This is a genomic window from Pseudomonas sp. IT-196MI5, assembly GCF_949767415.1.
Lineage (GTDB): Bacteria > Pseudomonadota > Gammaproteobacteria > Pseudomonadales > Pseudomonadaceae > Aquipseudomonas.
The window spans coordinates 312,970-338,175 of the sequence record NZ_CATKPZ010000022.1 but is presented as its reverse complement, the minus strand read 5'-3'; the positions used below and the strand labels follow the sequence as shown (position 1 = coordinate 338,175).

At 57.8% G+C, this 25,206-nt stretch carries 18 protein-coding genes; 10 read left to right on the top strand and 8 right to left on the bottom strand.

The genetic code is table 11. The features are described 5' to 3' along the window. The first annotated feature begins 118 nt into the window (after nucleotides 1–118). Both ACM6IK_RS15860 and ACM6IK_RS15855 read left to right on the top strand, forming a co-directional pair. Nucleotides 119–1,231, top strand: coding sequence for a glycosyltransferase family 4 protein (locus tag ACM6IK_RS15860; protein WP_414875076.1), 1,113 nt, complete (start codon nucleotides 119–121; stop codon nucleotides 1,229–1,231). Then, nucleotides 1,224–2,000 carry a DUF2334 domain-containing protein gene (locus ACM6IK_RS15855; protein ID WP_414875075.1) on the top strand — a complete coding sequence of 259 codons (777 nt, stop codon included), beginning with the start codon at nucleotides 1,224–1,226 and terminating at the stop codon, nucleotides 1,998–2,000. The genes ACM6IK_RS15860 and ACM6IK_RS15855 overlap by 8 nt, the downstream gene beginning before the upstream one ends. 61 nt (nucleotides 2,001–2,061) lie before the next feature. Here the strand turns inward: ACM6IK_RS15855 and ACM6IK_RS15850 are convergent, their stop codons facing one another. Together ACM6IK_RS15850 and purU are read right to left on the bottom strand one after the other, a co-directional pair. Continuing rightward, the gene (locus ACM6IK_RS15850) at nucleotides 2,062–2,238 is read right to left on the bottom strand and encodes a hypothetical protein (protein ID WP_414875074.1); all 177 of its coding nucleotides are present in this window, start codon (nucleotides 2,236–2,238) and stop codon (nucleotides 2,062–2,064) included. An 86-nt stretch (nucleotides 2,239–2,324) separates the two neighbouring features. Then, the gene (gene purU, locus ACM6IK_RS15845; protein WP_414875073.1) at nucleotides 2,325–3,173 is read right to left on the bottom strand and encodes a formyltetrahydrofolate deformylase; all 849 of its coding nucleotides are present in this window, start codon (nucleotides 3,171–3,173) and stop codon (nucleotides 2,325–2,327) included. A gap of 336 nt (nucleotides 3,174–3,509) precedes the next feature. Here purU and mvaT point away from each other — a divergent pair, with 336 nt between their 5' ends. Further along, nucleotides 3,510–3,887: a histone-like nucleoid-structuring protein MvaT gene (mvaT, locus tag ACM6IK_RS15840; RefSeq protein ID WP_007933316.1), complete on the top strand. Its 378-nt coding sequence runs from the start codon at nucleotides 3,510–3,512 to the stop codon at nucleotides 3,885–3,887. 99 nt (nucleotides 3,888–3,986) lie between these two features. On the opposite strand, the gene sbcB is transcribed toward mvaT, so the two are convergent. Next, on the bottom strand, nucleotides 3,987–5,417 hold the full coding sequence (gene sbcB, locus ACM6IK_RS15835; RefSeq protein ID WP_414875072.1) for an exodeoxyribonuclease I: 1,431 nt from the start codon (nucleotides 5,415–5,417) through the stop codon (nucleotides 3,987–3,989). 187 nt (nucleotides 5,418–5,604) lie between these two features. On the opposite strand from sbcB, the gene ACM6IK_RS15830 reads away from it, so the two are divergent. The 6 genes from ACM6IK_RS15830 (at nucleotide 5,605) to ACM6IK_RS15805 (ending at nucleotide 12,401) form a co-directional block, all read left to right on the top strand. Further along, nucleotides 5,605–6,330: an RDD family protein gene (locus ACM6IK_RS15830; RefSeq protein WP_414875071.1), complete on the top strand. Its 726-nt coding sequence runs from the start codon at nucleotides 5,605–5,607 to the stop codon at nucleotides 6,328–6,330. Continuing rightward, nucleotides 6,327–7,304, top strand: coding sequence for a stage II sporulation protein M (locus ACM6IK_RS15825; RefSeq protein ID WP_414875070.1), 978 nt, complete (start codon nucleotides 6,327–6,329; stop codon nucleotides 7,302–7,304). The genes ACM6IK_RS15830 and ACM6IK_RS15825 overlap by 4 nt, the downstream gene beginning before the upstream one ends. Continuing rightward, a complete protein-coding gene (locus ACM6IK_RS15820) occupies nucleotides 7,291–8,835 on the top strand; it encodes a DUF4129 domain-containing protein (RefSeq protein WP_414875069.1) in 1,545 nt (514 codons plus the stop codon). The genes ACM6IK_RS15825 and ACM6IK_RS15820 overlap by 14 nt, the downstream gene beginning before the upstream one ends. Beyond that, entirely contained in the window at nucleotides 8,832–9,995 is a 1,164-nt protein-coding gene (locus ACM6IK_RS15815; RefSeq protein WP_414875068.1) for a DUF4350 domain-containing protein, read from the top strand. The genes ACM6IK_RS15820 and ACM6IK_RS15815 overlap by 4 nt, the downstream gene beginning before the upstream one ends. Then, entirely contained in the window at nucleotides 9,992–10,993 is a 1,002-nt protein-coding gene (locus ACM6IK_RS15810) for an AAA family ATPase (RefSeq protein ID WP_414875067.1), read from the top strand. Before ACM6IK_RS15815 ends, ACM6IK_RS15810 begins: the two co-directional genes overlap by 4 nt. 76 nt (nucleotides 10,994–11,069) lie before the next feature. Next, a complete protein-coding gene (locus ACM6IK_RS15805; protein WP_414875066.1) occupies nucleotides 11,070–12,401 on the top strand; it encodes a DUF58 domain-containing protein in 1,332 nt (443 codons plus the stop codon). A 20-nt stretch (nucleotides 12,402–12,421) separates the two neighbouring features. Here ACM6IK_RS15805 and ACM6IK_RS15800 read toward each other — a convergent pair whose 3' ends face one another. From ACM6IK_RS15800 to ACM6IK_RS15780, 5 genes are all read right to left on the bottom strand, one after another. Continuing rightward, the gene (locus ACM6IK_RS15800) at nucleotides 12,422–12,979 is read right to left on the bottom strand and encodes a hypothetical protein (RefSeq protein ID WP_414875065.1); all 558 of its coding nucleotides are present in this window, start codon (nucleotides 12,977–12,979) and stop codon (nucleotides 12,422–12,424) included. Between the two features lie 94 nt (nucleotides 12,980–13,073). Continuing rightward, the gene (locus ACM6IK_RS15795) at nucleotides 13,074–16,811 is read right to left on the bottom strand and encodes a neuraminidase-like domain-containing protein (protein WP_414875064.1); all 3,738 of its coding nucleotides are present in this window, start codon (nucleotides 16,809–16,811) and stop codon (nucleotides 13,074–13,076) included. 87 nt (nucleotides 16,812–16,898) lie between these two features. Further along, the gene (locus tag ACM6IK_RS15790; protein WP_414875063.1) at nucleotides 16,899–21,719 is read right to left on the bottom strand and encodes a Tc toxin subunit A; all 4,821 of its coding nucleotides are present in this window, start codon (nucleotides 21,717–21,719) and stop codon (nucleotides 16,899–16,901) included. Between the two features lie 868 nt (nucleotides 21,720–22,587). After that, nucleotides 22,588–22,947: a PilZ domain-containing protein gene (locus tag ACM6IK_RS15785; protein WP_414875062.1), complete on the bottom strand. Its 360-nt coding sequence runs from the start codon at nucleotides 22,945–22,947 to the stop codon at nucleotides 22,588–22,590. Nucleotides 22,948–23,193: 246 nt separating this feature from the next. Beyond that, nucleotides 23,194–23,568 carry a tetratricopeptide repeat protein gene (locus tag ACM6IK_RS15780; RefSeq protein WP_414875061.1) on the bottom strand — a complete coding sequence of 125 codons (375 nt, stop codon included), beginning with the start codon at nucleotides 23,566–23,568 and terminating at the stop codon, nucleotides 23,194–23,196. 172 nt (nucleotides 23,569–23,740) lie between these two features. Here ACM6IK_RS15780 and pyk point away from each other — a divergent pair, with 172 nt between their 5' ends. Further along, nucleotides 23,741–25,192 (top strand): pyruvate kinase, encoded by a 1,452-nt coding sequence (gene pyk / locus ACM6IK_RS15775; protein ID WP_115947377.1) that lies wholly within the window; start codon nucleotides 23,741–23,743, stop codon nucleotides 25,190–25,192. Nucleotides 25,193–25,206 lie beyond the last annotated feature (14 nt).

The following is a 25,206-nucleotide window of genomic DNA, read 5'->3' as shown; positions in this document are numbered from 1 at the left end:
TAGCGGCCTGCCAAACACTACAAAACCCCACTGACGCTCCACCCGCACAACCCCAACCGAACATCTATCCTTCATATAGGTCAACCAAGGGAGTACCGGGACTGGAGGACCGTTCATCGTGCATATCGCTGACATCACCATGTTCTACGCCCCTGCCAGCGGTGGCGTACGCACTTATCTGGATGCGAAGCACCGTCGTTTGGGCATCAAACCGGGCATTCGCCACAGTTTGCTGATTCCCGGATCTTCTTTTAGCGAACAGGACGGTATTTACACCGTTCCGGCCCCTGCTCTGCCCTTCGGCAAGGGCTATCGCTTCCCTCTGCGCCTCGCGCCCTGGCGCAATGTCTTGCAGGATTTGCAGCCCGATCTGATCGAAGTCGGCGATCCTTATCTCACGGCCTGGGCGGCGCTGGATGCGCGGCGCCAACTCGATGTGCCGGTCATCGGCTTTTATCACTCGGACCTGCCCCTGCTGGTCAGCAACCGCATGGGCCATTGGGTGACCAACAACGTCGAGGCCTATGTCAGCAAGCTCTACGGCAACTTTGACCGCGTACTGGCGCCCAGTCAGGTCATGGCCGACAAGCTCACCGGGCTTAGAGTCAAGAATGTGTTTGTGCAATCGCTCGGCGTCGACCTGCAAACCTTCAATCCCGATGCCAGAGACCCCGGGCTGCGAGCCGAGTTGGGCCTGGACGAAAACACCCGTCTGCTGATCTTCGCCGGGCGCGGTTCCAAGGAAAAAAACCTGCCGGTGCTACTCGACTGCATGAAACGCCTGGGCCGACGCTACCACCTGTTGCTGGTTGGTTCGTCGATGCCCACGGCCGTGCCGTCCAACGTGACGGTGATCGACGAGTTCTGCCCGGCGGCGCAGGTGGCCCGCCTGATGGCCAGCGCCGATGCACTGTTGCACGCTGGCGATCAGGAAACCTTCGGTCTGGTCATTCTGGAGGCCATGGCCAGCGGTATTCCGGTGGTGGCCGTGGCGGCCGGGGCCTTCGAGGAAATCGTCACCGAGGACTGCGGCCGGCTCTGCGCGCCGAACAATCCCGCCGCGATGGCCACCGCCGTTCGAGAATTGTTCGGGTCGGGCAACACAACGCTGGGCAAACAGGCGCGGTTGCATGTCGAACGGCATTACGCCTGGGACACCGTGGTCAACAGCTTGTTGCGCCACTACCACGCCGTGCTCGGCAGCCAATTGCCGCTGACGGCCAATGGTTGAGTCCATGAACAGTCCCGCTTTACTGCTGGTACTGCACGACGTGGCACCGCCAACCTGGGCCGATTACCAGCCGTTCGTCAAAGCCGTCGACGCTTTGAATGGCGTGCCGATCACCTGGCTGGTGGTGCCGGACTTCCACAAACACAACAACCTGGACGCCCATCCGCAATTTCGCCGCCAGCTCAGTACCAGGCTCGCCCGGGGCGACGAACTGGCGCTGCATGGCTACTTCCACTGCGACGACGGGCCGATGGCCAGCAATCCCCGAGACTGGTTCATGCGCCGGGTCTACACCCACGAAGGCGAGTTTTACCGTTTGTCGCAGGAAGCCGCCCTCGCCCGCTTGCGTTCGGGCATCGAGATGTTTCACCGTCATGACTGGCCGCTGGAGGGGTTCGTCGCCCCTGCCTGGCTGATGAGCCAAGGCACCCGCCAGGCATTGCGCCAATTGCCGTTGAGTTACACCAGCGACTCGCAGCACTTGTACCGGCTGCCGGATCTCACCGCGTTCGAGGCGCCGGGGCTGGTGTGGAGTGCGCGCAGTGTCTGGCGCCGAGGCGTATCGAAGCTCGTCAGCGACCGCCGTGAACAACGCTGGCAGCAGGCGCCGGTGATTCGCCTGGGCCTGCACCCGGTGGACATGCGCCATGAGTTTTCGTGCCGATACTGGCTACAAACCCTCGAGCGCCTGCTCGATAACGGACGGGTTCCGATGACCAAAGCCCAGTGGCTGGCGCTGCAAAACGACTGTGTGGGTCGTGCGGCATGAGTCGCAGACTGCTGTCGCTCGTTAGTCTGCGCGCAGGCGGTGCCGGTAAAGTCGATGAAACTCAGGCAGGCCTGGGTTTGTCCTCGGACTCTTGCTGCAACTGCTCCCACAACTGCGCGGCATCAGGAAACTCCGTACCCGTTTCAGGCCCCATGTCATCCGGGTCGTAGCGGCTCAGGCAACCCTCGCCCAGCGTGGCAGGGGGCTTGGAGGTGGCTTTGTCCAGTGGATCGGCCATGGTCATGTCCTCGGTGCAGAAACGGCGAAGGGCCTGAAGCGATTGAACGCCCAGGCCCTTCGAATTTCAACTGTACCGCAGGTCTGTCAGAAGACGACGGTTTTGTTGCCGTGCACCAGCACCCGGTCTTCCAGGTGATAACGCAGGCCACGGGCCAGCACCATCTTCTCGACATCGCGGCCGAAACGCACCATGTCTTCGATGCTGTCGCTGTGGCTGACGCGCACCACGTCCTGTTCGATGATCGGACCGGCATCCAGCTCTTCGGTCACATAGTGGCAGGTTGCGCCAATCAGCTTCACGCCACGCAGGGAGGCCTGGTGATACGGTTTGGCACCGACGAACGACGGCAGGAAGCTGTGGTGAATGTTGATGACCTTGTGCGCGTATTCGCGGCACAACTGCGGCGGCAGGATTTGCATGTAACGGGCAAGCACCACCACTTCGGCATCGTGCTGTTTGACCAGGCGCGAAACCTCGGCGAAGGCCGGCTGCTTGTCCTGCGGATTGACCGGGACGTGGTAGTACGGAATGCCGTGCCACTCCACCATGCTGCGCAAGTCATCATGGTTGGAAATCACACAGGAAATTTCGCAGTCCAGTTCATCACTGTGCCAGCGGTGCAGCAAGTCGGCCAGGCAGTGCGACTCGCGGCTGGCCATCAGGACCACGCGTTTCTTTTGTTCGGTATCGGTGATGCGCCAGTCCATCGAGAACTCTTCGGCGATCGGGGCAAAGGCTTCGCGAAGCGCTTCGATACCAAAGGGCAGGGAGTCGGCACGGATCTCGTGACGCATGAAGAACCAGCCACTGAGGTTGTCCGAGTGATGGCTCGCTTCAGTGATCCAGCCGTTGTGTGATGCCAGAAAGTTACTGACTTTGGCAACGATGCCAACACGGTCCGGGCAAGAAATCACCAGACGAAAAGTGCGCATGAGGGGGAAACTCCAGAACTTCGCAAAGGCCGCCATTCTAGCGATTGCGCAGAAAAACTGCAGTATTGTTGACGATTCGCCTTGCCCGAAGGTCGGAGCGGCAGGACGGACAGCGCCAGTGCGGGTTCACCCCGATGCTCTAATGGAGCCGGTCAAATGTTAAATTATGTATATCCGGCAGACCTGGACCACACTAATACATGCATTACCGATGCGCGCCAAAGACACAGCAATTAAATTAAATAAAGTTCGCTTAAATGTTTACTTGATGAAACACCGTGACTATTATTGCCGCACTGTCACCTGCCATCCAGCGCACAACATAAGGTAGTCCACATGTCCTTGATCAACGAATATCGCGCCACCGAAGAAGCTATCAAAGAGCTGCAAGCCCGTTTGAAGAACCTGTCCCAAGACGACAAACTGCAAACCGAGCTGGAATTCGAAGGCAAACTGCGCACCCTGATGGGTGAATACTCGAAATCCCTGCGCGACATCATCGCGCTGTTGGATCCAGAATCCAAAACCAAGGCACCACGTGGCGGTGCAGTGAAAACTACCGGCACCAAGCGTGCGCGCAAAGTTAAACAATACAAAAACCCGCACAACGGTGAAGTCATCGAAACCAAAGGTGGCAACCACAAGACGCTGAAAGAGTGGAAAGCCAAGTGGGGCGGTGACGTGGTGGAAGGCTGGGCTACCCTGCTGGGCTAAGCTTCAGAGCTTGTCGCAGACGGACCCGTGACAAAAAATAACGCCAGCAAATGCTGGCGTTTTTTATGCCCGGTGTTCTAAGCCCTGGCATCTTCGATTTCAAAGACGCAAACGCTGACGCAATCCCTGGACATAATCCTGCCACTCACTGAGCACCCCCTGCTGAAACGGAGTAGCACTAACGCTCAATTGGGCCGCGGCGTCTACAAAACTTTCAAGGGTATTTGGCGCCCCCCACTCGGGTTCTGACAAACGTTTCTGACAGAATATTCGCCAGCGTTCTTGCTCCTCGGGATTCAACGTGTCGGAAAAGTTACGTGCGCGATATCGAAACAGCAATTCAGGCAAACGTTCGTCATCGAAAGGCCACAGCTGTTGTGCCAATTGCACCGGGTCAACGGTTCTGACTTGCTCACACAATCGCCGATCCCGATCACCGATAAATCCATCATATAACTGTTGCTCCGGATCCTGGCTCTGGGAAAAATCTTCGCGAGCATAGATCGCCAGGATTTTATCCAGCCAAACTTTCCTGGCGTCACTGAGCTGTAACACCCGCTGCTGATACAGCGCCATATCCAACCCCAGACGCTGCTGATCTTCCTGGCGAAGTACCGACAACGGTGCCACCACCGGGCACTTGTTGATGTGAATCAGCTTCAACGGCACCGGCAACTCGCCTTCGGCCAGCTCGTCACGGCGGGTATACAAGCGCTGACGCAAGCTTTCGGCATCCAGATCGAGCAAGCCCTGGGGATCGAGGTGCAGGTCACAGACAATCAGGGCGTTCTTGTTGCGCGGGTGCCAGGCCAGCGGCAACACCACACCCACATAGCTGCGCGCGGCCGAAAAACGCCCGGAAACATGCACCAGCGGTTGCAGCAGGCGAATCTGGTCCATGACTTTTTGCTTGCTGCGCAGTTGAAACAGCCAGTCGTACAGTTTTGGCTGTTTTTCCCGTATCAGGCGCGCCAGGGCGATCGTCGCGCGAACGTCCGACAGCGCTTCGTGGGCATTGCCATGGTCGATGCCGTTGGCAGCGGTCAGGCGTTCGAGCTTGAGCGTGACCCGCCCCTCGTCATCGGTCGGCCAGATCAGGCCATCGGGGCGCAAGGCATAGGCGGCGCGCACCACATCGATCAGGTCCCAGCGGCTGTTGCCGCCCTGCCATTCCCGCGCATAAGGGTCGAAAAAGTTTCGGTACAGGCTGTAGCGGGTCATCTCGTCGTCGAAACGCAAGGTGTTATACCCCGCGCCACAGGTACCGGGCGCGGCCAGTTGCGCATGCACCCGGGTCATGAAGTCGGCTTCGCTCAAGCCTTGCGCCTGCAGTTGCCCGGGGGTGATTCCGGTGATGGTGCAGGCGGCCGGATGCGGCAGGATGTCATCACTGGGCTGGCAGTAAAGGTTGACCGGCGCGTCGATTTCATTGAGATCGAAGTCGGTGCGCAGGCCGGCCATTTGCAACGGACGGTCGCAACGGGGATTGATGCCAGTGGTTTCGTAGTCGTACCAGAAGATAGAGGTCACGGGCGATTCCTGAACTGAAGATCGGCAAAGTCTAGGCGTTCACCTCCCGCCCCGGCCAGTAGTCTTGTCATTCAAGCACCTTGCGCGACTCGCCATGCACTACATAGTTATGTCGTTTCCCTCCGTATAGGCTGCTAGCATCGGATGGACAAAGAATCCCGATCCAGGCCACATCGTCAGGTTGCCCATGCTCGAGACCACAGCACTGCCAGGGAACGCGCCGCTGTCACCGCCACTGGATACGCGGTACCAGGTCGAAACGCCGGAGGGCGTCGACCTGCCACTGCGCCCGGCCGGTTTGATGGTCCGTGCGCTGGCATTCTCCATCGATCTCGGTTTGCGCGGCCTGATCCTGGGCGTGCTGTTCATTGTGCTGGCGACGCTCGGCAAACTGGGCGCCGGGCTCGGCTCGATCCTGCTGTTCGTAGTGAGCTGGTGGTACATGGTGCTGTTCGAGGTGCTGAACCACGGCCGCTCGCCGGGCAAGCAATGGATGGGACTGCGGGTGGTGCACGACGATGGCACCCCGGTCGGCTGGTCCGCCTCGCTGCTACGCAACCTGCTGCGCGTTGTTGACCTGTTGCCCTTCGGTTACTTCCTCGGGGCCATCAGTTGCCTGCAACATCCCCACTTCAAGCGCCTCGGCGATATCGCCGCCGGGACCTTGGTGATCTACCGCGAACAATCGCACACCCGCCCCGCCCCCCCTGAAGCCCAGCCCCGCCGCCCGGCCTTTGCCCTGACACTCACCGAGCAACAGGCGATTCTCGGGTTTGCCGAGCGCCAGGGCGAACTCTCCCAGGCGCGGGTCAATGAACTGGCCGCGATCCTCGCCCAACCATTGCAAGTCCAGCCTGCACAGGCGGTGACCGAGCTCAATGGCATCGCCCGCGGCTTGCTGGGGCCGACATGAAGCAAAGCTTTTTTGAAAGCCGGCACAAAGCCGAATGGGACCGCTTCTCCCACCTGCTCGAGCAGTTGGAACGCGACGGCAAAGTCACCGACGCCGGCAGTTTCCCAAAGGATTACCGACGCCTCTGCCAACACTTGGCACTCGCACGGGAGCGCGGCTACAGCAGTTTTCTGATCGAAGCCTTGCAGCGCCACGTGCTGCGCGGGCATCAACAGCTTTACCGACACCGCAGCCGTCTGGGGGCCAACATGCTGGCATTCATCCTGGCCGACTTTCCGCGACTGGTGCGCGAACAGTGGCGTTTCGTCCTCGCCGCCAGCCTGATGTTCTTTGCCAGCCTGGCCGGTTTCGCGCTGCTGGTGTACCTGTACCCGGATCTGGTCTACAACCTGATCCCCGCCGAGCAGGTCAGTGAGATGCAAAGCATGTACGACCCCGTTGCCGGCCACCTCGGGCGCACGGCGGAGCGGGCCGCCAGTGAGGACTGGGCGATGTTCGGCTACTACATCATGCACAACATCGGCATTGCCTTTCAGACCTTCGCCAGTGGTTTGCTGTTCGGCTTGGGTAGCGTGTTTTTCCTGATGTTCAACGGCCTGATGATCGGGGCGGTGGCCGGGCACCTGACCTACGTCGGCTACGGGCAAACCTTTTGGTCATTCGTGATCGGCCATGGCGCTTTCGAACTCAGCGCCATCGCCCTGGCCGGTGCCGCTGGTCTGAAGCTGGGCTGGGCGTTGGTCGCCCCGGGGCGCCTGCCACGGGCCGAGGCCTTGCGATTGGCGGCGCGCAAGAGCGTGCTATTGATCTGCGGGGTCATGCTGTTTCTGTTGATCGCAGCGTTTATAGAAGCCTATTGGTCGTCAATGACCGGCCCTTCGCACCAGACCAAATACCTGGTCGGCGCGGCGCTCTGGCTGCTGGTGGTGGTTTATCTCGTGTTCGCCGGACGTCGCCGCCATGCGCCTGAGTGACGCCACGGTGGTGATTCGCCCGCGCTCGACCTGGGAAGCCATGGACCTCGGGGTGCTCCTGAGCCAGCGCCACCGACGCCTGTTGATGACCAGTTGGGCCATGGTCACCTTGCCCATTTTCGCGCTGCTCAGTTGGGGATTCCGGGATTCGCCCTCGCTCGCCGTGTTCATTTTCTGGTGGCTGAAGCCGGCGTTCGAACGCTTGCCCTTGTACATCCTGTCCAAAGCCATGTTCGGTGAAACGCCCACGCTCAAGCAGGCCCTGCACCAATGGCCGCGCCTGCTCAAGCCGCAATTGCTGGCCAGCCTGACCTGGCGACGCCTGAGTTTGCACCGCAGCTTCGTCATGCCGGTGGTGCAACTCGAAGGACTCCACGGGCAGCAACGGCAACAGCGCCTACAGGTGCTGTTGCAGCGAAACGCCGGCGCCGCACGCTGGCTGACGATCATCGGTGCGCACCTGGAAGGCGCGTTGTGGATCGGCTTGATGGTGCTGTTCTATCTACTCCTGCCACAGCAGGTCGCGCTCGACTGGAGCTGGCAGTCGCTGATCTCGGCGGCCAACCAGGACTGGCGTTGGCTGGAACACCTGACCAACGGCTTTTATGCACTGGTGCTGGTGGTCTGGGAGCCGATCTATGTCGCCTGCGGCTTCAGCCTTTACCTGAACCGGCGCACCGTGCTGGAGGCCTGGGATATCGAACTGGTGTTCCGCCGAATGCGCCAGCGTCTGGTCAGTGCAGGCGCTGTCCTGTTGATGGCCGTGATTGTGCTGATGCCGACCACCCACAGCGTGTGGGCCGGCGAACCGGCCATTTCACCCGACAGCCCGCGCCTGCTGGACCAGCCCCTGAGCAGCCAGGCCTCCAGGGACAGCATCAAGGCGATCCTCGAACAGCCGCCCTTCAAGAACCGGGAAACGGTGACGCGCTACCGTTTTGGCGAAGAGCAATCGAGTGCTGAAGCCGCGGATAATGGCAAGACACCGCAATGGTTGAAGGCCCTGCTGAAACTGTTCGAGGGGCAGCATTTCGGGGCATTGGCGACCCTGATTGAAATCGTGCTGTGGGGCATCGTCATGGGTGCCGTCGGCCTGTTGATCTGGCGCTATCGCGACGGGTTGCAGGCGTTCGTCAGCCGCCGATCGATCACCGACAATAAAGCCACGCAACCGTTACCGCAGCAGGCATTCGGCATGGACCTCAAGCCAGAATCCCTGCCCGCCGACATCGCCGCCCACGCCGAAAGGCTTTGGCAGACTTATCCACGCGAAGCACTTGGTCTGCTTTATCGCGCCCTGCTCAGCCGTCTGTTGTACGACTTCAACATCGCGTTCAAGTCCGCCGACACTGAAGGCCAGGTGCTTCAGCGTATCGAGCTATTACAGCAACCGGCCTTGCTGGCCTACAGCAAAAACCTGACCGGGCACTGGCAAAACATGGCCTACGGTCATCGCCTGCCACCTGCTCAGGTGCAACAGGAACTGTGTAACGGCTGGCGTATTCTGTTCGGCTCGCAGGTTGTCCGTTGAATCGGCGCTGGGGGTCGATAGCCGCTGCGTTGGTCGCCGTGTTGCTGGCGGCGCTGGGTGTTTATCAGTACCTCAAGGCAACCCCCTACCAGACCGACATCGACCACGGTCCCTCCCCCGAAGCCAGGGCCAACCCATATCTGGCGGCGCAGCTGTTCCTGCGCAAGCAAGGCCTGAGCGTCGACCACGCCAACGGCCTCGACATCCTGCCCAGCCTCGACCCGCATCAACACAGCCTGCTGTTGCTCGGGGATCGCTACAACATGACCCCACGGCAGATCGACCAGGTGCTGAACTGGACCCGGGCCGGCGGGCGGCTTCTGTTCGTCGCCGAATCGCTGTGGGATGAAAAACTCGGCCATAGCAATGACCTGCTGCTCGATCGGGTGCAACTGCACCAATCCCTGAGCAAAGACCTCAAGGACCCGCCGCCGGATGTCGGTGACGATCCGTACCCGCAACTGACCAAGCTCTATCTGGAAAACGAAGACGCCCCGGCCTATGCCGGTTTCGATACCGCGTTCCATCTCGAAGACCCGAAAAACCTCGCCCAGGCCTGGGCCAACAGCGCCAGGGCCACGCACATGATGCAACTCAAATACGGCCTCGGCTCGATCATCGTGGTCACCGATGCCGACCTGTGGAAAACCCCGGCCATCGACCGGTACGACAACGCCTGGCTGCTTTGGTACCTGACCGCCGACACCCGCGTGACGCTGATCTTCAATACCGATCACGACAGCCTGCCGACCTTGCTGCTGCGTTATTTTCCCCAGGCGCTGGTCGCGTTGTTCGCTTTGATCGGCCTGGGTTTCTGGCACTTCGGTGTGCGTCAGGGGCCATTGCTGGAACCGGCGCCGAAAGCGCGCCGGCAGCTGCAGGAGCACCTGCGCGCCAGTGCCGACTTCCTGTTGCGCCGCAACGGTCAGGCCGGCCTGCTGCAAGCCTTGCAGCAAGACATCCTGCGGCGCGTGCGGCGTCGCCATCCCGGCTTTGAACAACTCGCCGTTGCCGATCAATGGCTGATGCTCGCGCGCCTGACCGGCCAACCCACACGCGCCATCAGCCAGGCCATGAGCCCGCGACCGAAGCAACGGCTTTCCAGCGTTGAATTCAGCCGTCAGGTCGCCCACCTGCAAACCTTGAGGAACGCCCTATGAGTCAACCAATCGAGCCCGAGGCAGCCAGTCATGCCACTCAACAACGTCAGCGTGCCAGCCACCTGGCCCAGGCCGTACGCCATGAATTGCAAAAAGCCTTGATCGGCCAGGACAGTGTGATCGACGACGTCCTGACGGCGCTGATCGCCGGCGGCCATGTGCTGCTCGAAGGCGTACCGGGCTTGGGCAAGACCCTGTTGGTTCGCGCCCTCGCCCGCTGCTTCGGCGGTGAGTTCGCGCGCATCCAGTTCACCCCGGACCTGATGCCGAGCGACGTCACCGGGCATGCGGTGTATGACTTGCAGACCGAGCAATTCAAGCTGCGCAAAGGCCCGTTGTTCACCAACCTGCTACTGGCCGACGAGATCAACCGCGCCCCGGCGAAAACCCAGGCGGCGCTGCTCGAAGCCATGCAGGAACGGCAAGTCACCCTCGAAGGTCGTGCCCTGCCCATCGCGCAGCCGTTCATGGTGCTCGCCACGCAAAACCCCATCGAACAGGAAGGTACCTATCCGCTACCGGAAGCCGAACTGGATCGCTTCATGCTCAAGGTGCGCATGGACTACCCCGACGCCAAGCAAGAGCTGAACATGGTCCGTCAGGTCAGCCGCTCGACCCGGGCCGACATGCTCGATGTGCAACCGATGCGCACCTTGTTGCAGGCCAAGGATGTACTGGCCCTGCAACGCATCGCCAGCGACCTGGCACTGGACGATCAGGTGCTCGATTACGCCGTGCGCCTGGCCCGATCCACCCGCAACTGGCCAGGCCTGACCCTCGGCGCCGGACCTCGGGCATCCATTGCCCTGGTACGATGTGCCCGGGCCCGCGCGCTGCTGCGCGGTGGTGAATTCGTGGTTCCGGATGACGTCAAGGGCTGCGCCCTGGCCGTGCTGCGTCATCGTGTACGTATCGCGCCGGAGCTGGACATCGAGGGCCTGGATGTCGATCAGGTGCTCCGGCAGATGCTCGACCAAGTGCCGGCGCCACGGGTTTGAACGTCGTGGCCCGCTGTGCACCTGTAGGAGCTGCCGAAGGCTGCGATCTTTTGATCTGGCTGCACGGTGTTACACCATGAAACCCTCGCGCCTGCTGTTGATCTGGCTGGCACTGCTGCTGGTTATCGGCATCGTGCTCGGTGCATTGCGGGCGCTGGACGTCGCCGTTCCTTCAAGCCTGTTGTCGATCAACTGGGGATTGCTGCTGGCGCTGCTGGCCCTGGCAATACTCGACGCCATCCGCCTCCAACGCCTGCCCTCCCCCCGCGTACGACGACAAATGCGTGGCAGCCTGGCGCTGGGTCGCTGGAGCGAAGTGCGAATGGAAGTCGTGCATGACTTCCCCCAACCACTGAACATTCAGGTCTTCGACCATGTGCCCAACGGCCTGAGCTTCGAAAACCTTCCCCTGTCGGTCGAACTTCAGCCCGGCCAGCACAGCGAGGCTGGCTATCGCCTGCGCCCGCTCAAGCGCGGCCACTTCACCTTCGAACATTGCGAAGTCAACATGCCGAGTCCATTGGGCCTGTGGTCCGGCAAACGTCTGCTCAGCGTGACCGACCACACCCGCGTCTACCCCGACTTCGCGCGCCTCTACGGCGGCCAACTGCTGGCGGTGGACAACTGGCTCAGCCAGCTCGGCGTACGCCAGCGGCAACGACGCGGCCAGGGCCTGGAGTTTCACCAGCTAAGGGAATTTCGCGAAGGCGACAGCCTGCGCCAGATCGACTGGAAAGCCACCGCCCGCCAACGCATGCCGATTGCCCGCGAATATCAGGACGAACGCGATCAACAGATCATTTTCATGCTCGACTGCGGTCGGCACATGCGCAGCCAGGACGGCGAACTGGCGCACTTCGATCACGCGCTCAATGCCTGTTTGTTGCTGAGCTACGTCGCGCTGCGTCAGGGAGACGCGGTGGGCCTGAGTACATTTGCCAGCGAACAGCAGCGCTACCTTGCACCGGTAAAAGGCACCAGCCATCTCAACACACTGCTCAACACGGTTTATGACCTGGAAAGCACTCACCACAGTGTTGATTATCAGGCCGCTGCCAGCCTGTTACTGGCTCGGCAGCAGCGCCGGGCGCTGGTGGTCTTGGTGACCAACTTGCGCGTTGAGGACGATGAAGATTTGCTGACCGCCGTCAATCGCATGGGCAAGGCGCACCGGGTGATCGTCGCCAGCCTCAGGGAAGACGTGCTCGACAGTCTGCGCCAGACACCGGTGCAAACCCTGCAGGAGGCACTGGCCTATTGCGGCACGGTTGACTACCTGAATGCGCGGGCAGAACTCCATGAGCAGTTGAGTGCTCATGGAGTGCAGGTGGTGGATGCCCAACCTGAACAGTTGGGCCCTGCTCTGGTCACACACTACTTGAGCAGAAAAAAAGCAGGATCGATCTAGGGGGCGTTGTTGACGGTCATTCAACTCGACGATAAAACACGCAAGTTCTGCGGTTCGTAAACCCTGCCGTCGAGTTGGATAGTTTTTAGTGCAAGGGGGTCTAGTTTCACATCCACCTCAACATTTGCCATACGCAGTGCGGCCGTACCGGCTTTTTTAGAACCATGCAACTCCACAGTAAAATCGGTATCCCCCGCCTCAAAAATATCCATCTGATTCAGGTCATAGTGGTTCCAATCGGCAAGCGGCTGATCAGCAATCTTGCCACTCAGGTCAATAGGGAATTCTTTTCCCTTGCTGGTTATCACTACGACTTTTGAGTTCTCACCGTCGAGATAGTTTTCATACATAAAGGCAATCCGATACTTTACTCCCGTCATCTGAGACTCAGAAAAAGTAGCCGTATCCATTTTCTGTTCCACCTTTGCAAGGCTATTCATTGCCAAGTAGTCACCTACACTCTCATCTTTCTGTATCACTGCGTATCCCACGCCATCATGTGTCCAGGAGCTCTTCCAGTCTGCGGGAAAGTTGCCGCGTAAAATAAAATTGCGCCCTTTGATATCGTCATCGTTCATGATGCATTCACCTCTATCAATCAACAGTTGCGAAGTCGATGAATTCGACCCGGTTGTCAAGCTAATGCCCCAAGGCCCTCAGGGCAGCGCCCCCTCAATCACCCAGTTTGTCCAGAACAGCTTTGGTGTAGGCTGAACCTCCGACCTTCGCCAAGTACCGCACGTGCACAATGATGTCTGTCAGACTGTCGATCAGTTTGATCTGGTCTGGCGATTTGGGTCGTGGTAATTCGAAGTGCCAATGCGATACCGCTCCTGTTCCTTCAAATGGCAGGTAGCGTTCATCACCAAAACTCACCTGGAACAAACCGTAGTCATCCAGACCGTGGCTGATTCCCTGTTGCTGATTGGGGCGCGGATTCAGAAAAATCCCCGATGGCGGCATTTCCTCTCCGTCGCCATACAACCAGTCAAGTGAGTCGATATCGGCTTTGTGTACTGTGGTACTGCCGGTTTGCGTCAAAATCGCGTGAACATCCTGATAAGGACCGAGTACCGCGGGCAGAGACAGCGAGACACTCGTGATCTGCCGGCAGTAATGGCCGGGATAATCACTGTCGAATAATCTTTGGGAAAAGTTAAATTCAAGTTTGCCATTGTTGAGTTCGTCTATCACCGCTGTCCAGTCTTTCCCTGAGATGGACTTTTCTTTCTCGAAAAGGTCGCGCAAAGAGATGGTTTTGGTCAGCTCCAGCCGGCGTTCGTTTCGCTCAAGATACATGCGTTCCAAACGCAACAGGTCAAGCAACATGGATTCGCCCGCACTCAGGCCATGGTGATGGTCCATCCAGACATTAGGGCGAATGACCTGCGTGTCGAAATCGCCCATCTCGTATTGAAAGCTGGCTTGCGCACTCAGGCAAATGCTCACCACGGCGTCATAAGCCTGGAAGTACAACGTGGCCATCTGGCTCAGCAACCAACGATAGAGCTCAACATTGGTGGACCGGGTTTTGTAAAAGGAAAAAATTTCCTGGGCCTGGTCATTGGCTTTTTGTGTTTGCGCCAGGCTGCTTCTCGCTGCATTGAGAGAGTGTTGTTGTGCTGTCAGCTGTTCCTGAAGGACTAGCAACTCACTATTGGCCTGTCTTTCGGCAAAGTCCCACTCTTGTTCTCGGCGGGCATAAAAAGCTGATCGATGTAGAACGTCTCCCATCGCAAATTGTAAACCGCTAATTCCGTACAAGTTTTTGTATACGGCCTCCAGCGGTGACCCATAATCCGAGCCACCGTTCGCCATACCGAAAACATTCGGCACGGTCCTCGCAACAGCTGCAGCGGTAATAGGCGCTGCGGCTGCGGCAGCCGTCAGCCTGCCTCCAATGTAAAAGTAGTCCCCAGCTACTTCCGGAACCAAAAGCGCGCTGGCACTGATATCCCTATAGTGCCGCGCCCGCTCTTCAACCATTTTCTGACTTTGTTTAAGCCCCTGCAGCGATGCCTCCATCTGCTTGATCGTTTCCTCCTGAATGGTCCTGGCATGTGCTCCCAGTGCGATGACATGACTCTGCTGCAGCTCCTCCAACTGCCCACGGTCACTCTGCTCCATCAGTTGACGCACCTCCCGACCAAAGCCGATCAGCGTTTGCACTGCGTTTTGTGCCGTGGACAGCAGGGTACGGAATCGATAATGCGGAATCGTCTTCCACCCGCCCGCATTGCGCGTTGCCCCCGATGAACCGCCAGCCTGGGCGCGAAGCAAATCAAGTGGATTCGTCGGCGGAGCATACAGCGCCAGCATCATCGGTTTGCCATCGATGGTCAGGTTATGCCGCATGTTCCACAAGCACTCGTCAATGTACTTCCAGGTGTCCAGCAACTGCTCGTTGGTGAATGGACGAAAAACACCCAGCTTCAATATTTCAAAATCGGGTGTGCCCTCGACGCAGGCGGGCAGGTTCGCGACGTCGACATCAAGTGTTCCCGCGAACGATTCCAGGGGCGAAACGGTTACGGCTGGGTCGTCAAGAATGTCTTTGGCTGACTGCGGCTTCCAGTGGCTCATGGCTTTTGCTGTGGGTGCCGCCCCCATCAGTGACAACGCACGCACATATTGCAGTTTCGCCGCCGTCAGACTGTCGCGGGTCAATCGACGATAAAGCGAGTCGGCATGCGCGATGATGCAACGCACGTAGCCCATGAAAATAGCTTTGCGATAGTGAATCCGATTGGAAAAGGCGATGGCATCAGGGTCAACCAACCCTTTGGCCTCGAAGCTGATACTGCCCTCTTCCAGCAATGGGCGACAAAACCAGAATTGCTCACCGGGAACCGCTTCGCGGTTGCTATCGGTGCGAATATGCGGGTTGAATATGTATTGATACCAGCGTTGCGACTCATGGTAGTTGCGCTGTTCGCAGAGCCGATGGGCAATCAGGAATGGCAGGTGAAAGAACAGTTCCCAATAAAAAGTGCCGTGGGCACTGTTGAAATCGATGGGAGCCCATCTAATTTCGTCATTTATGCCTTCAACCGGCAATGGTTCTTTTGTGTTCTGAGTAACCAGACTCAAGATGTCATCAATGGAGATAGCCGCTTTGGCTACCAGTTCCGGAGCAAAAAGAGAATTGAGGCGAATCCATTTGAGGTCGGTGATATTCAACTTTGAAATATCCAGGAACTGCGCCCCGGATTTCTGCTTGCTGATCTGTGGTGCATCACCGAGGGTGACCGCACCATTTTTCAAATTATGTTGCAAACGGGTGTCAGCGAATGGGTCAGCAATCAGCGACTTAAAGTCTTCGCCGGAACCCAGCACGTCATCGAATATCGAATTTCTCGCCGCGACAAAATAATCCCATTTTTCATAAGGGTCCTTAGCAGCAAAACATATAACCAACCTATCATCGCTACTTTTGTCGCCAGCATAATTCACAACTGCCAACTTCGTTGAAGGGTCACCAAACCAATGCTTCAGCTTCTTTTTCCCCAGACTCGTCGGGGTCGACCATACTCCGTTCGCAGCCAGATAGGAAAGTTTTATCTCAAACTCCCACCAACCATTTATTTTAAAATGACCACCTTCATACTCGATCGTGAAATCGACCATTTCCAAACGTTCAACCTGAACCACCATCAAGCGTCCGGCGAAAAATACCGGGCGCATTTCCACCGTATCCTTCGCAGTTGGCAAAGTGATGGGGGCCCACTCGGTCCAAGCCGCAGGGTCAAGAAACTTGCTATTACTGTTTAAATCAACATGGGCCTTGCGCCAGAAATAGCCAAAAGGCTGCACCCTTTGCCGACCAATAAAATAATAGTCGGCATTTTTGAAACTCTGGCCCTTTCCAGTTCCCGTACCGTCGATACTATTGATATAGCCCGAAACGAGATCGAGATTGCACACTTCTTCAAAGTTCTTCAAATGCTCAAACAGCGCCGTTTGTACAGCCGATTCATTGAGCGTACTTTGACTCAGGTTATTCTCCAACTCCTTGAACGAATCGGACTTCCCAAGACGCAACGTCGGATTCAACCAGTTCTCCGGATAATCGAGCAACATCTGATAACCGGCCCAATCACTGATATTGCAATAGCGCTGATGCCAGGCAATCAACTCTTCTTGAGTGAACTCTGTTGCATGACCGGGTTCCAGACCACCGTAGACAGCACCTATATACTGTTGAAGGCAAGCAATGGCTTCAGCTAGCCGCGAAGTATCGGGTTCCTGGCCAACCTGACTGTCCAATAATAAATATTGGTATAAATCATCCAGCGACGTCAGGTTAAGTTCCCTGGCATCTGGATCATTGGGCGCCACTTGCCCCAGATAAAAATCGGCCAGGGCCGAGCAGCGCCTTTCTTCCAATGTACCAATGATGGAGTTATTCATTTTTTAATGCTCCTGAATGCAGCATGCACCCGGCGGTTTCAATAAAAACACCCGTTCGATATTCAGCAATAAGTGTTCAGGGATTAATCAATGACTTTTTCCAACATGCACGTGAACATCCGGCGCCCATGCTTCGGTTGTGTCGATGTGTCGTTGTTTGACCGAGAACACATGTGGCCCTGTTGAAAGTGGTTCGGCAATCGTTACTTTCCAGTTGCCGTCAGCGCCTACGCTGGTTCTTGCCAGCAGCGCGCCCTGCTTACCTTCAAATACATATATCTGCGCTGAGGAACTCCCCGTACCGCTGAGCTCCGGTTGAACGTCCACTTCAGCGTGTTGGGCAGGAATCGCCACCACCGGAGGCGGTGCATCCAGGCGACCCGGTAATATCAGGCGCTGATCAAGTCGATCGCAGTAGAAGGTCAAATCGAAGGCACCGTTGCGCAGATTCTGGCAACTAATATCCCAACTGAGGGATGCGCCATTGGCGCCGATCGCTACATAGGCACCTGTTGCCGGGGTGAACAGCATTCCTAACCCCTTCGCCGAGAAATCACTGTCCCACGCCAGCATCGCACGAGCCCCTTCCAGGTCGACGCCATCAGGCAAGTTGATTACGAGCTGGTATTGATGACCTCTGATAAAGGCCAGTGGCACGCTGCTGTCAGCAATACTTGTCGTGGTGTCGGTCAACGTGAACGTCCAGTCAATGGCCGGAACAACTTGAAGATCGAATATGCGCTGGTCCCCCGCGCCAGCCTCACGAACGGCGGTCACTTCATACTTCCCAGCCACATCAACCTCGAAGGGGTAGGTTGAACGCCCCATTGCATCGGTAGGGATGCTGACAGATGCCAGCAGTTCTCCACTCGGACCTGTAACGCTCCACAAAATCGGGCAGTTGCCAATGAACCGGGACTGGTTATGCGACTCCTCTCTGACCGTGACCCACAGCAAGGTAGGCGTACCAGAACCTGCCACAGGGAACCGATAATCCGCAGACTCTCCGTGAATAACCGCCGATTTGGCCACATCGATTTCAAGCTGTTGCTCGTCCATCTCGACCTTGGCGGTAAATGTCTGTTTCCCGGCATTAACGTCAGGCACAGTGAACTCCGCGATCCCCTTCTCGGTGGTGAGTTTTGTTTCAATCGGCTCCTCTGCGGCATCGAGGTACAACTCAACCGACACACCTGGGGACGGCAGCTTGCCCAACCCGAACACATGGCAGCGAAGCACCAGTGGCTCCCCGTCCACGGCCATCGACACCTCTTCCAGGAGCTTGATGGAAGGCTTGTCGACAAAGGTGATGTTGTTGATGACCTTCGAATCCTTGGTGCTGTAACTGGCCACCAGGCGCGCTTTTTCAACAGGCTCAATACTTCTGACACGGGTGCGGGCGATGCCCTCCTCATCTGTAATTGCCACCAGAGGATCAGCCACCACGCCCTGTCCTGAAAACGTCACGGTACGGCCAACCCCTGAGTTGGAGTGCTCGTCGGCAAGACGCACCCACACTGGAAAGATCCCTTCGCCACCCGCAAGAAATGTCTCGTCTGGTTCTGGATCGGGTGTGCCGCCAAGGTCAAAGCCAAGCGAGTACTCATCGCAGTCGACAATGATCTTCGGTGCATAAACCACCTGAGCCAGACCATAAGAGCCTTTGATCTGCACTGCGCCCATCCACGGCCCTTTTTCTGGCCTGAAGCGAATGACCGCACGGCCCTCATGATCGGTAATTGAAATATCCTCCAGCAAACCGGGGCGGTCGGAGGTCCACTGAACCGTGATATTCGGCATTGGTCGGTTGGCAAGATCACGCAAGCACAACTCGACCAGCGCGACCTGATTCTCAGCATTGGCTATCAGGGTGTCATTGATGCAGCGGATTTCGTGAGTCACGCTCTGGCCGATTTCGCCAATTTCCCTGGATTGCCCCTCTACCGTCGACTCGGACAGGCTCTCAAGGACGTGTTCCGCCACGTCACGATAGGCGGGGGTGTCGCTGTCTGGAGTGAGCGATCCCAATCGGATAATGGCTTTCGCATCCAGTCCACTGCGGGTCGCCAGTCCACGAATGCGCAGCAGGGCATCCAGCGTGGTGACGTCGCGAACGATCGGCATCTCAGGGCTCAAATAGAGGATGCATTCAAGCACCTCCCTGACGCCCCACTTCAGCACCACCGCCAGCCGGGTCGCGGCGGAATCACGGATCAGCCGCTGATCTTCCGGCGTCAGCATGGCCGGTAAAGCGTTGACCAGTTCCAGGTATTGCAACAGCGTTTGGGCGGGTTGCCCGGTGTGCATGACAGCTCGCTGAAACAGTGTCAGTTGATACAACGTACTCAAGGTAAGTGCTTGCGCATCATTGAGGCCGAACCATTGCCAGTTCTGTCGCGTCGTCAGGGCTACGAGCATTGCGGAACTCAACGACAACTTTTTAACAACCTCGGCCCGCTGTACCAGATGCTCCAGCAGGTTAAGCACATCATCACCAACATTGACTTTATCGGCCCCCGAAGTAACCGCTGCGAGTGCCCGTGTGGTTTCCATCACCAACAGGTAAACACCACCCTTGTTGACCCATTTGAGCAGCGGCAACACCACGTCTGGTGACACACTCAAATACACGGACAGACTTTCCTGAATCACTGCGCATTGCGCATCCCGGGCCTGCAGCACCAATGCCAAAATGACCGCGCGGGCATTATCCACATCGGCCTCGGGTAATTTCGCGTCCACCACTGCCGCTTGAATCTCGGCGACGGCCCGGTCGTAATCGTTCTCATCGCTGGGAAGGTTCGACACCAGGCCATCGGCATCTACCAGTTGATCCAGCAGAGACAGCCAACCTCGCGAAGGGATGGCGTTGCTCTGTGGAACACCCGCTGCCGTGAAGACTTCTTCGGTGAGCCGCACTGGCTGCAGTCGCCCGTGGATTTCTTGCAGCAACATGACGTCTGCTTCAGTGGCCATGGGGGGAGCAATCACCTGAGCCACATGCTGTACCAGCCAGGTCACACTCAGGTCGTTTTCCTGCAACCACTGGACACAGGTTTGTACCGCATGGATAACACTCAGCACGTCACCGACGCCACTGGTGCCGCTGATCAGTAGGCGGGGCTCGCCGAGCAGGCGTTGCACCACTTCGCTTGCACCGCGCTCACTCAAGGTTTCCAGCAGGGCCGCCAGTTCTATCGGGCTGACGCGCAAAAAAGAAGCGAGCAGTACCAAGCGATAAAATGAAGACACGACCGACAGACTGCACTGCAGTTCGTCGCGCTGGTTATAGCTCTTGGCGACGAAGCGCGCGAGGTATAGCCAGGATTCCTGGTTGAGGCCCAGGCTGCTGCAAATCTGATCGACGGTGCGCTTGTCGTTGCGGGTTTGAGGCTCGATCGCGAAAAAGTGGTTATCCAGTTTCAGCGGCGTGTCGAACAAAGCCTGAACGTTGAAAATGCGATCGAACTGAGAAAGTTCTTCTCCGCGACCGCAAGGGGAAATCTCGTCAATCAACGCAGCGAATTGCTCTGCAGTACACTTGAACTGCAGACGAAACTCCTGGAACAGGCCGATGACTCGAAGGGTATTGTTGGTAATTCTGGAGGGCCTGTCCGCCAACTCGCTCAATCGGGTCGCAGGGTCAACGATATCGCCCCGTACTTCGGCATTGAACGCTGCCATGATCAGTCGATCACATTGATCTGGAGGTAGCTCCAACCAACGGCTCAGACGCAGCATGCGGTTCATCCGGTCAAAGCGATTGAGATCGTGCCGGACGAATTTGCGTGTGCCATCTGCCGGATCCGACAGGTCCATCGCTGCTGCCAAGCCATAATTGATGTAGCGCGAACCAAACTCTTTGGGCGTTATCGTCGTGGTTGGCAGGCTGACGTTGCTGGATTGTTTTGGTGCAAACTCTTCTATGGACAACAGCGAGGTCAATGCTTTGGCATCAATCGAGGTTTGCGCGCAGAAATGTACCGAGTCCTTGAGTTTGTCAGCCGTGGAACCAAAGTTTTTTGTGTAAAAATCCGCCGCATTGCCGGGACTGACAAAATTCTCGATCAACAAACGCTGCTGCTGCGGTCCGAGATTGCACGATTGACGCAATGCAATATCCGAAAAATCACCCCGCACGCCAGGCCGTCTGAAGTAGGGAGCAGTGTGATCGATCGATCGCACCACCTCGCCCAGAGAGAGCTTGTTCTTCGCCAGTACCACTTTGTATTGCTCGGCGTACCACTCGAAGGGCATGGAGCGATGCGGAAACCGTGTTTCCAGTAATTTGTCATCGACAACCTGACCTTCCAGCAATTGTGGAGCGAGGTGATTCTTGATAATGCTTTCTAGCACTTCATTGACCAAAGTGATGGTCGGTTTGATCTGAAAGGCGCTGGTCGGATCGATGATGAGCGATGTCAGATCGGGTCGCCGGGCTTCGAAGGTGAACTTCTTTTTTACGGCTCGTTCTTCCAGCGCACGGGCGAGTTCTACCAGCCGCAGAAAATAGGCCGCTGGGGAAATGCTCGAATCCAGGCTTTGTGCAGGGGCAGCAGCTTCCCAGTCCGGGTTGAACAAATCGTCGAAGGTGGGCGAATCCACCAATGCCCTGATTCCGGTGCGATGCAGCGGGTTGGGCGGCCCCTTCCTCACCAGACGCTGCTCGCGAAATTCGCGAGCGGTGTACACCGCCAGACTCATGGCTTTATCCAGCAACACTTGCGCCTGTCGACTGTGCAGTCCGAACGCATCAACCACACCCTGACGTCCCATTTTCAACATTTCGAAAACCGTGCCGCCCTCATTGATAAAGCTCTCGCAGTTGACCTGGATAGAGTGGTCGAGGGTGCCTGGTGCCAACTCGAAAAGTTGCTTGAGGGGTGGGTTGAAGTAGTCCTTGCTCATCATGAATCTCCAGCAGGCCAGGGTGTGCGCTCTAAATACTCCTGAAGCGGAAGAGCGATTGCTTGCGGTTTTTTTACGCGGAACCATGGGGGCATTACATCTGTCACTTGTGACAGTTCTGACGAACGGTCAGCGACCATCATGGCGGCTGGCTTTAGTTCTCGGGTGGGGTCCGCACATAGAAATCTTTGATAAAGACCCACTCTGAAGTTTCGTTGCCTGTGCTGCTCCACCACTTTGAACAGACGTGCACTTCATGAGGCCCCGGCTCCAATGTTTGTGTAAACCGGGCGTCAGCAACTAACAGATTTTCGAATTCTGGCCCCGTGTAATAAATGTGGCATTTGAACGCTTTCGCCGGGTAATGCCCCCCCCCCCCGATCCCGGGCGGAGTTCGAAAGGCACGGGGGAATCGTAAATTTCACCGGGTTTGGGACTGATGACGTCAGGCGGGCTGATGTCCACTCGCGGTTGCGAATCGTCCTGTAACTTGGCCATTTTTCCAATCTCCAATCATGGAACAGTCGGTTGTTTGACCCGGTTATAGCTACACCGCCCGTTGGCGCAAAACACCTGTAAAAGTTGACAGTTCCGATGAAAGGCAGAGTGGTACTTCAACGAAAAACGGTGCCTGTTTACTTGCAATGGCAATGACTGCATTGCCTTTGGCCGTTACTTTAGTTGAGTGAGTCGGAGTTGTTGCTGGTGGAGAACGCGCTGGAAAACGAGCTGGCGATCAAGACGATGTAACAGCAAGATCAAAAGATCGCAGCCTGCGGCAGCTCCTGCATCGACCGTGGTCACCGCCTATTTTGCGTATGGACACAGGTCCCGCAGGAGCTGCCGCAGGCTGCGATCTTTTGCGGTGTCATGCAGAGGCAGGCAACGGCAGAAAACTGAAATACAGCTTCAACGCCTCCACCAACTGCCCATACTCCGGCGGTGCCCGTTGCAGGCTGAACCCGGCGTCGTAATGGTGGGGAGTCTCGTCTTCATGGCACCACAGGCAACACGCCTGCACATCGATGACCTGCAAGATGCCGTCGCTGGCGGGGATTTTCAGGCGCAATTCGAAGTCCGCGCCGATCATCATCGGCCATTGGCTGATGAGCATCAGTCCGTCTTCGCAGACGTTGCCCAGAAAGCCAATCGGTTTATCGGTGACGCTGTTGAACACTCGCAAAAAATACGGCAGTTGATGCCGCTCGATCCGGCGGTCAGTGAACATGCGCAATTCGCCCAGCAAGGCCCTTAAGCAGGACCGCACTAATGCTTCGGAACGGGCCTGCCTTTATCAAACTAGAGCCAGGCAATGGGCGCGCTCTCCCCGATCCCGGTGCGACAGTCCATGAACCGCTGCCGCTTACGTCTGCCGATCACAGGTGTTACGTCGATTTAGAAACCAGGCTCTAAACCGGTTTATTCGACTATAGCTCAACACCGCCGGCCGGCCAGCTATAGATGACACGTGCGATCAGAACTGCGTCGGACGCACCGCGGCGGCACTGCGGGTCGGGTAGTGGCCCAGGCTCTGCAGGGTTTCCAGACGCGCGCGGGCGCGGTAGGCGTACTCGCTTTGCGGATACGAAGCGATGATGAATTGGTAGGTCTGGGCAGCATCGATGAACATTTTCTGCCGTTCCAGGCACTGGCCGCGCATCATCGAGACTTCCGGCCACACGTAAGGCCGCGCGCGGCTGTCGCGTTCGACTTTGGACAGTTCGAGCGTCACCTGCTCGCAATTGCCGCGCTCGTAGGCGCTGTAGGCGTTATTCAAATGATGGTTCATCGACCAACGGGTGCAGCCCACAACACTGAGGGCAAGGACGACTATGAGCACGATTCGCATGGGGGTTCTCCTGTCTTGAGCTCTGTATCGACCCGTGAGCGAAAATCTTCAGGCTGCCTGCAACCGAAAGTATTCGGTTAAAGAAACAAGCGAATAAGTAGTGCAAACGAACAATGACTACAACATCGGAGCGTAGTAGCCTCACTCAGCGCTTGAACTCAGGAGTCATTGCATGTCCGTCCGTCGTACCAAAATCGTCGCTACCCTTGGCCCGGCCAGTAACTCGCCGGAAGTTCTCGAACAGCTGATTCTGGCTGGCCTGGACGTCGCCCGCCTGAACTTCTCCCACGGCACCCCCGACGAGCACAAGGCTCGCGCGAAGCTGGTGCGTGACCTCGCCGCCAAGCACGGCCGCTTCGTTGCCCTGCTGGGTGACCTGCAAGGCCCGAAAATCCGTATCGCCAAATTCACCAACAAGAAGATCGAGCTGAAGATCGGTGATCAATTCACCTTCTCCACCAGCCATCCTCTGACCGAAGGCAACCAGCAAGTGGTCGGCATCGACTACCCGGACCTGGTCAAGGACTGCGGCGTGGGCGACGAGCTGCTGCTCGACGACGGTCGCGTGGTGATGCGCGTCGATACCGCCACGGCCACCGAACTGCACTGCACCGTGACCATCGGCGGCCCGCTGTCCGACCACAAAGGCATCAACCGTCGCGGTGGCGGCCTGACCGCTCCGGCCCTGACTGAAAAAGACAAGGCCGACATCAAGCTCGCTGCGGAAATGGAAGTCGATTACCTCGCGGTGTCCTTCCCGCGTGACGCCGCCGACATGGAATACGCCCGTCAATTGCGCGACGAAGCCGGCGGCACCGCCTGGCTGGTGGCGAAGATCGAACGCGCCGAAGCCGTGGCCGACGACGAAACCCTCGACGGCCTGATCAAGGCGTCCGACGCAGTGATGGTTGCACGGGGTGACCTGGGCGTGGAAATCGGTGACGCCGAGCTGGTGGGCATCCAGAAAAAGATCATTCTGCACGCACGCCGCCACAACAAGGCGGTGATCGTCGCGACCCAGATGATGGAGTCGATGATCCAGAACCCGATGCCGACCCGCGCTGAAGTGTCCGACGTAGCCAACGCCGTGCTCGACTACACCGATGCCGTGATGCTCTCGGCCGAAAGTGCCGCCGGCCTGTACCCGTTGGAAGCGGTGCAAGCCATGGCGCGCATCTGCATCGGCGCTGAAAAACACCCGACCAGCAAGACCTCCAGCCACCGCATCGGTAAAGAGTTCGAGCGCTGCGACGAAAGCATCGCACTGGCGACCATGTACACCGCCAACCACTTCCCGGGCGTGAAAGCGATCATCGCCCTGACTGAAAGTGGCTACACCCCGCTGATCATGTCGCGCATCCGTTCCTCGGTGCCGATCTACGCGTTCACCCCACACCGTGAAGCCCAGGCTCGCGCGGCGATGTTCCGTGGCGTGTACACCATCCCGTTCGATCCGGCTTCGCTGGCGCCGAACGAAGTCAGCCAGAAGGCGATCGACGAGCTGGTCAAGCGCGGCGTAGTACAGAAAGGCGACTGGGTCATCCTGACCAAGGGCGACAGCTACCACACCACCGGCGGCACCAACGGCATGAAGATCCTGCACGTTGGCGATCCGATGGTCTGAGTGACAGATTGCTG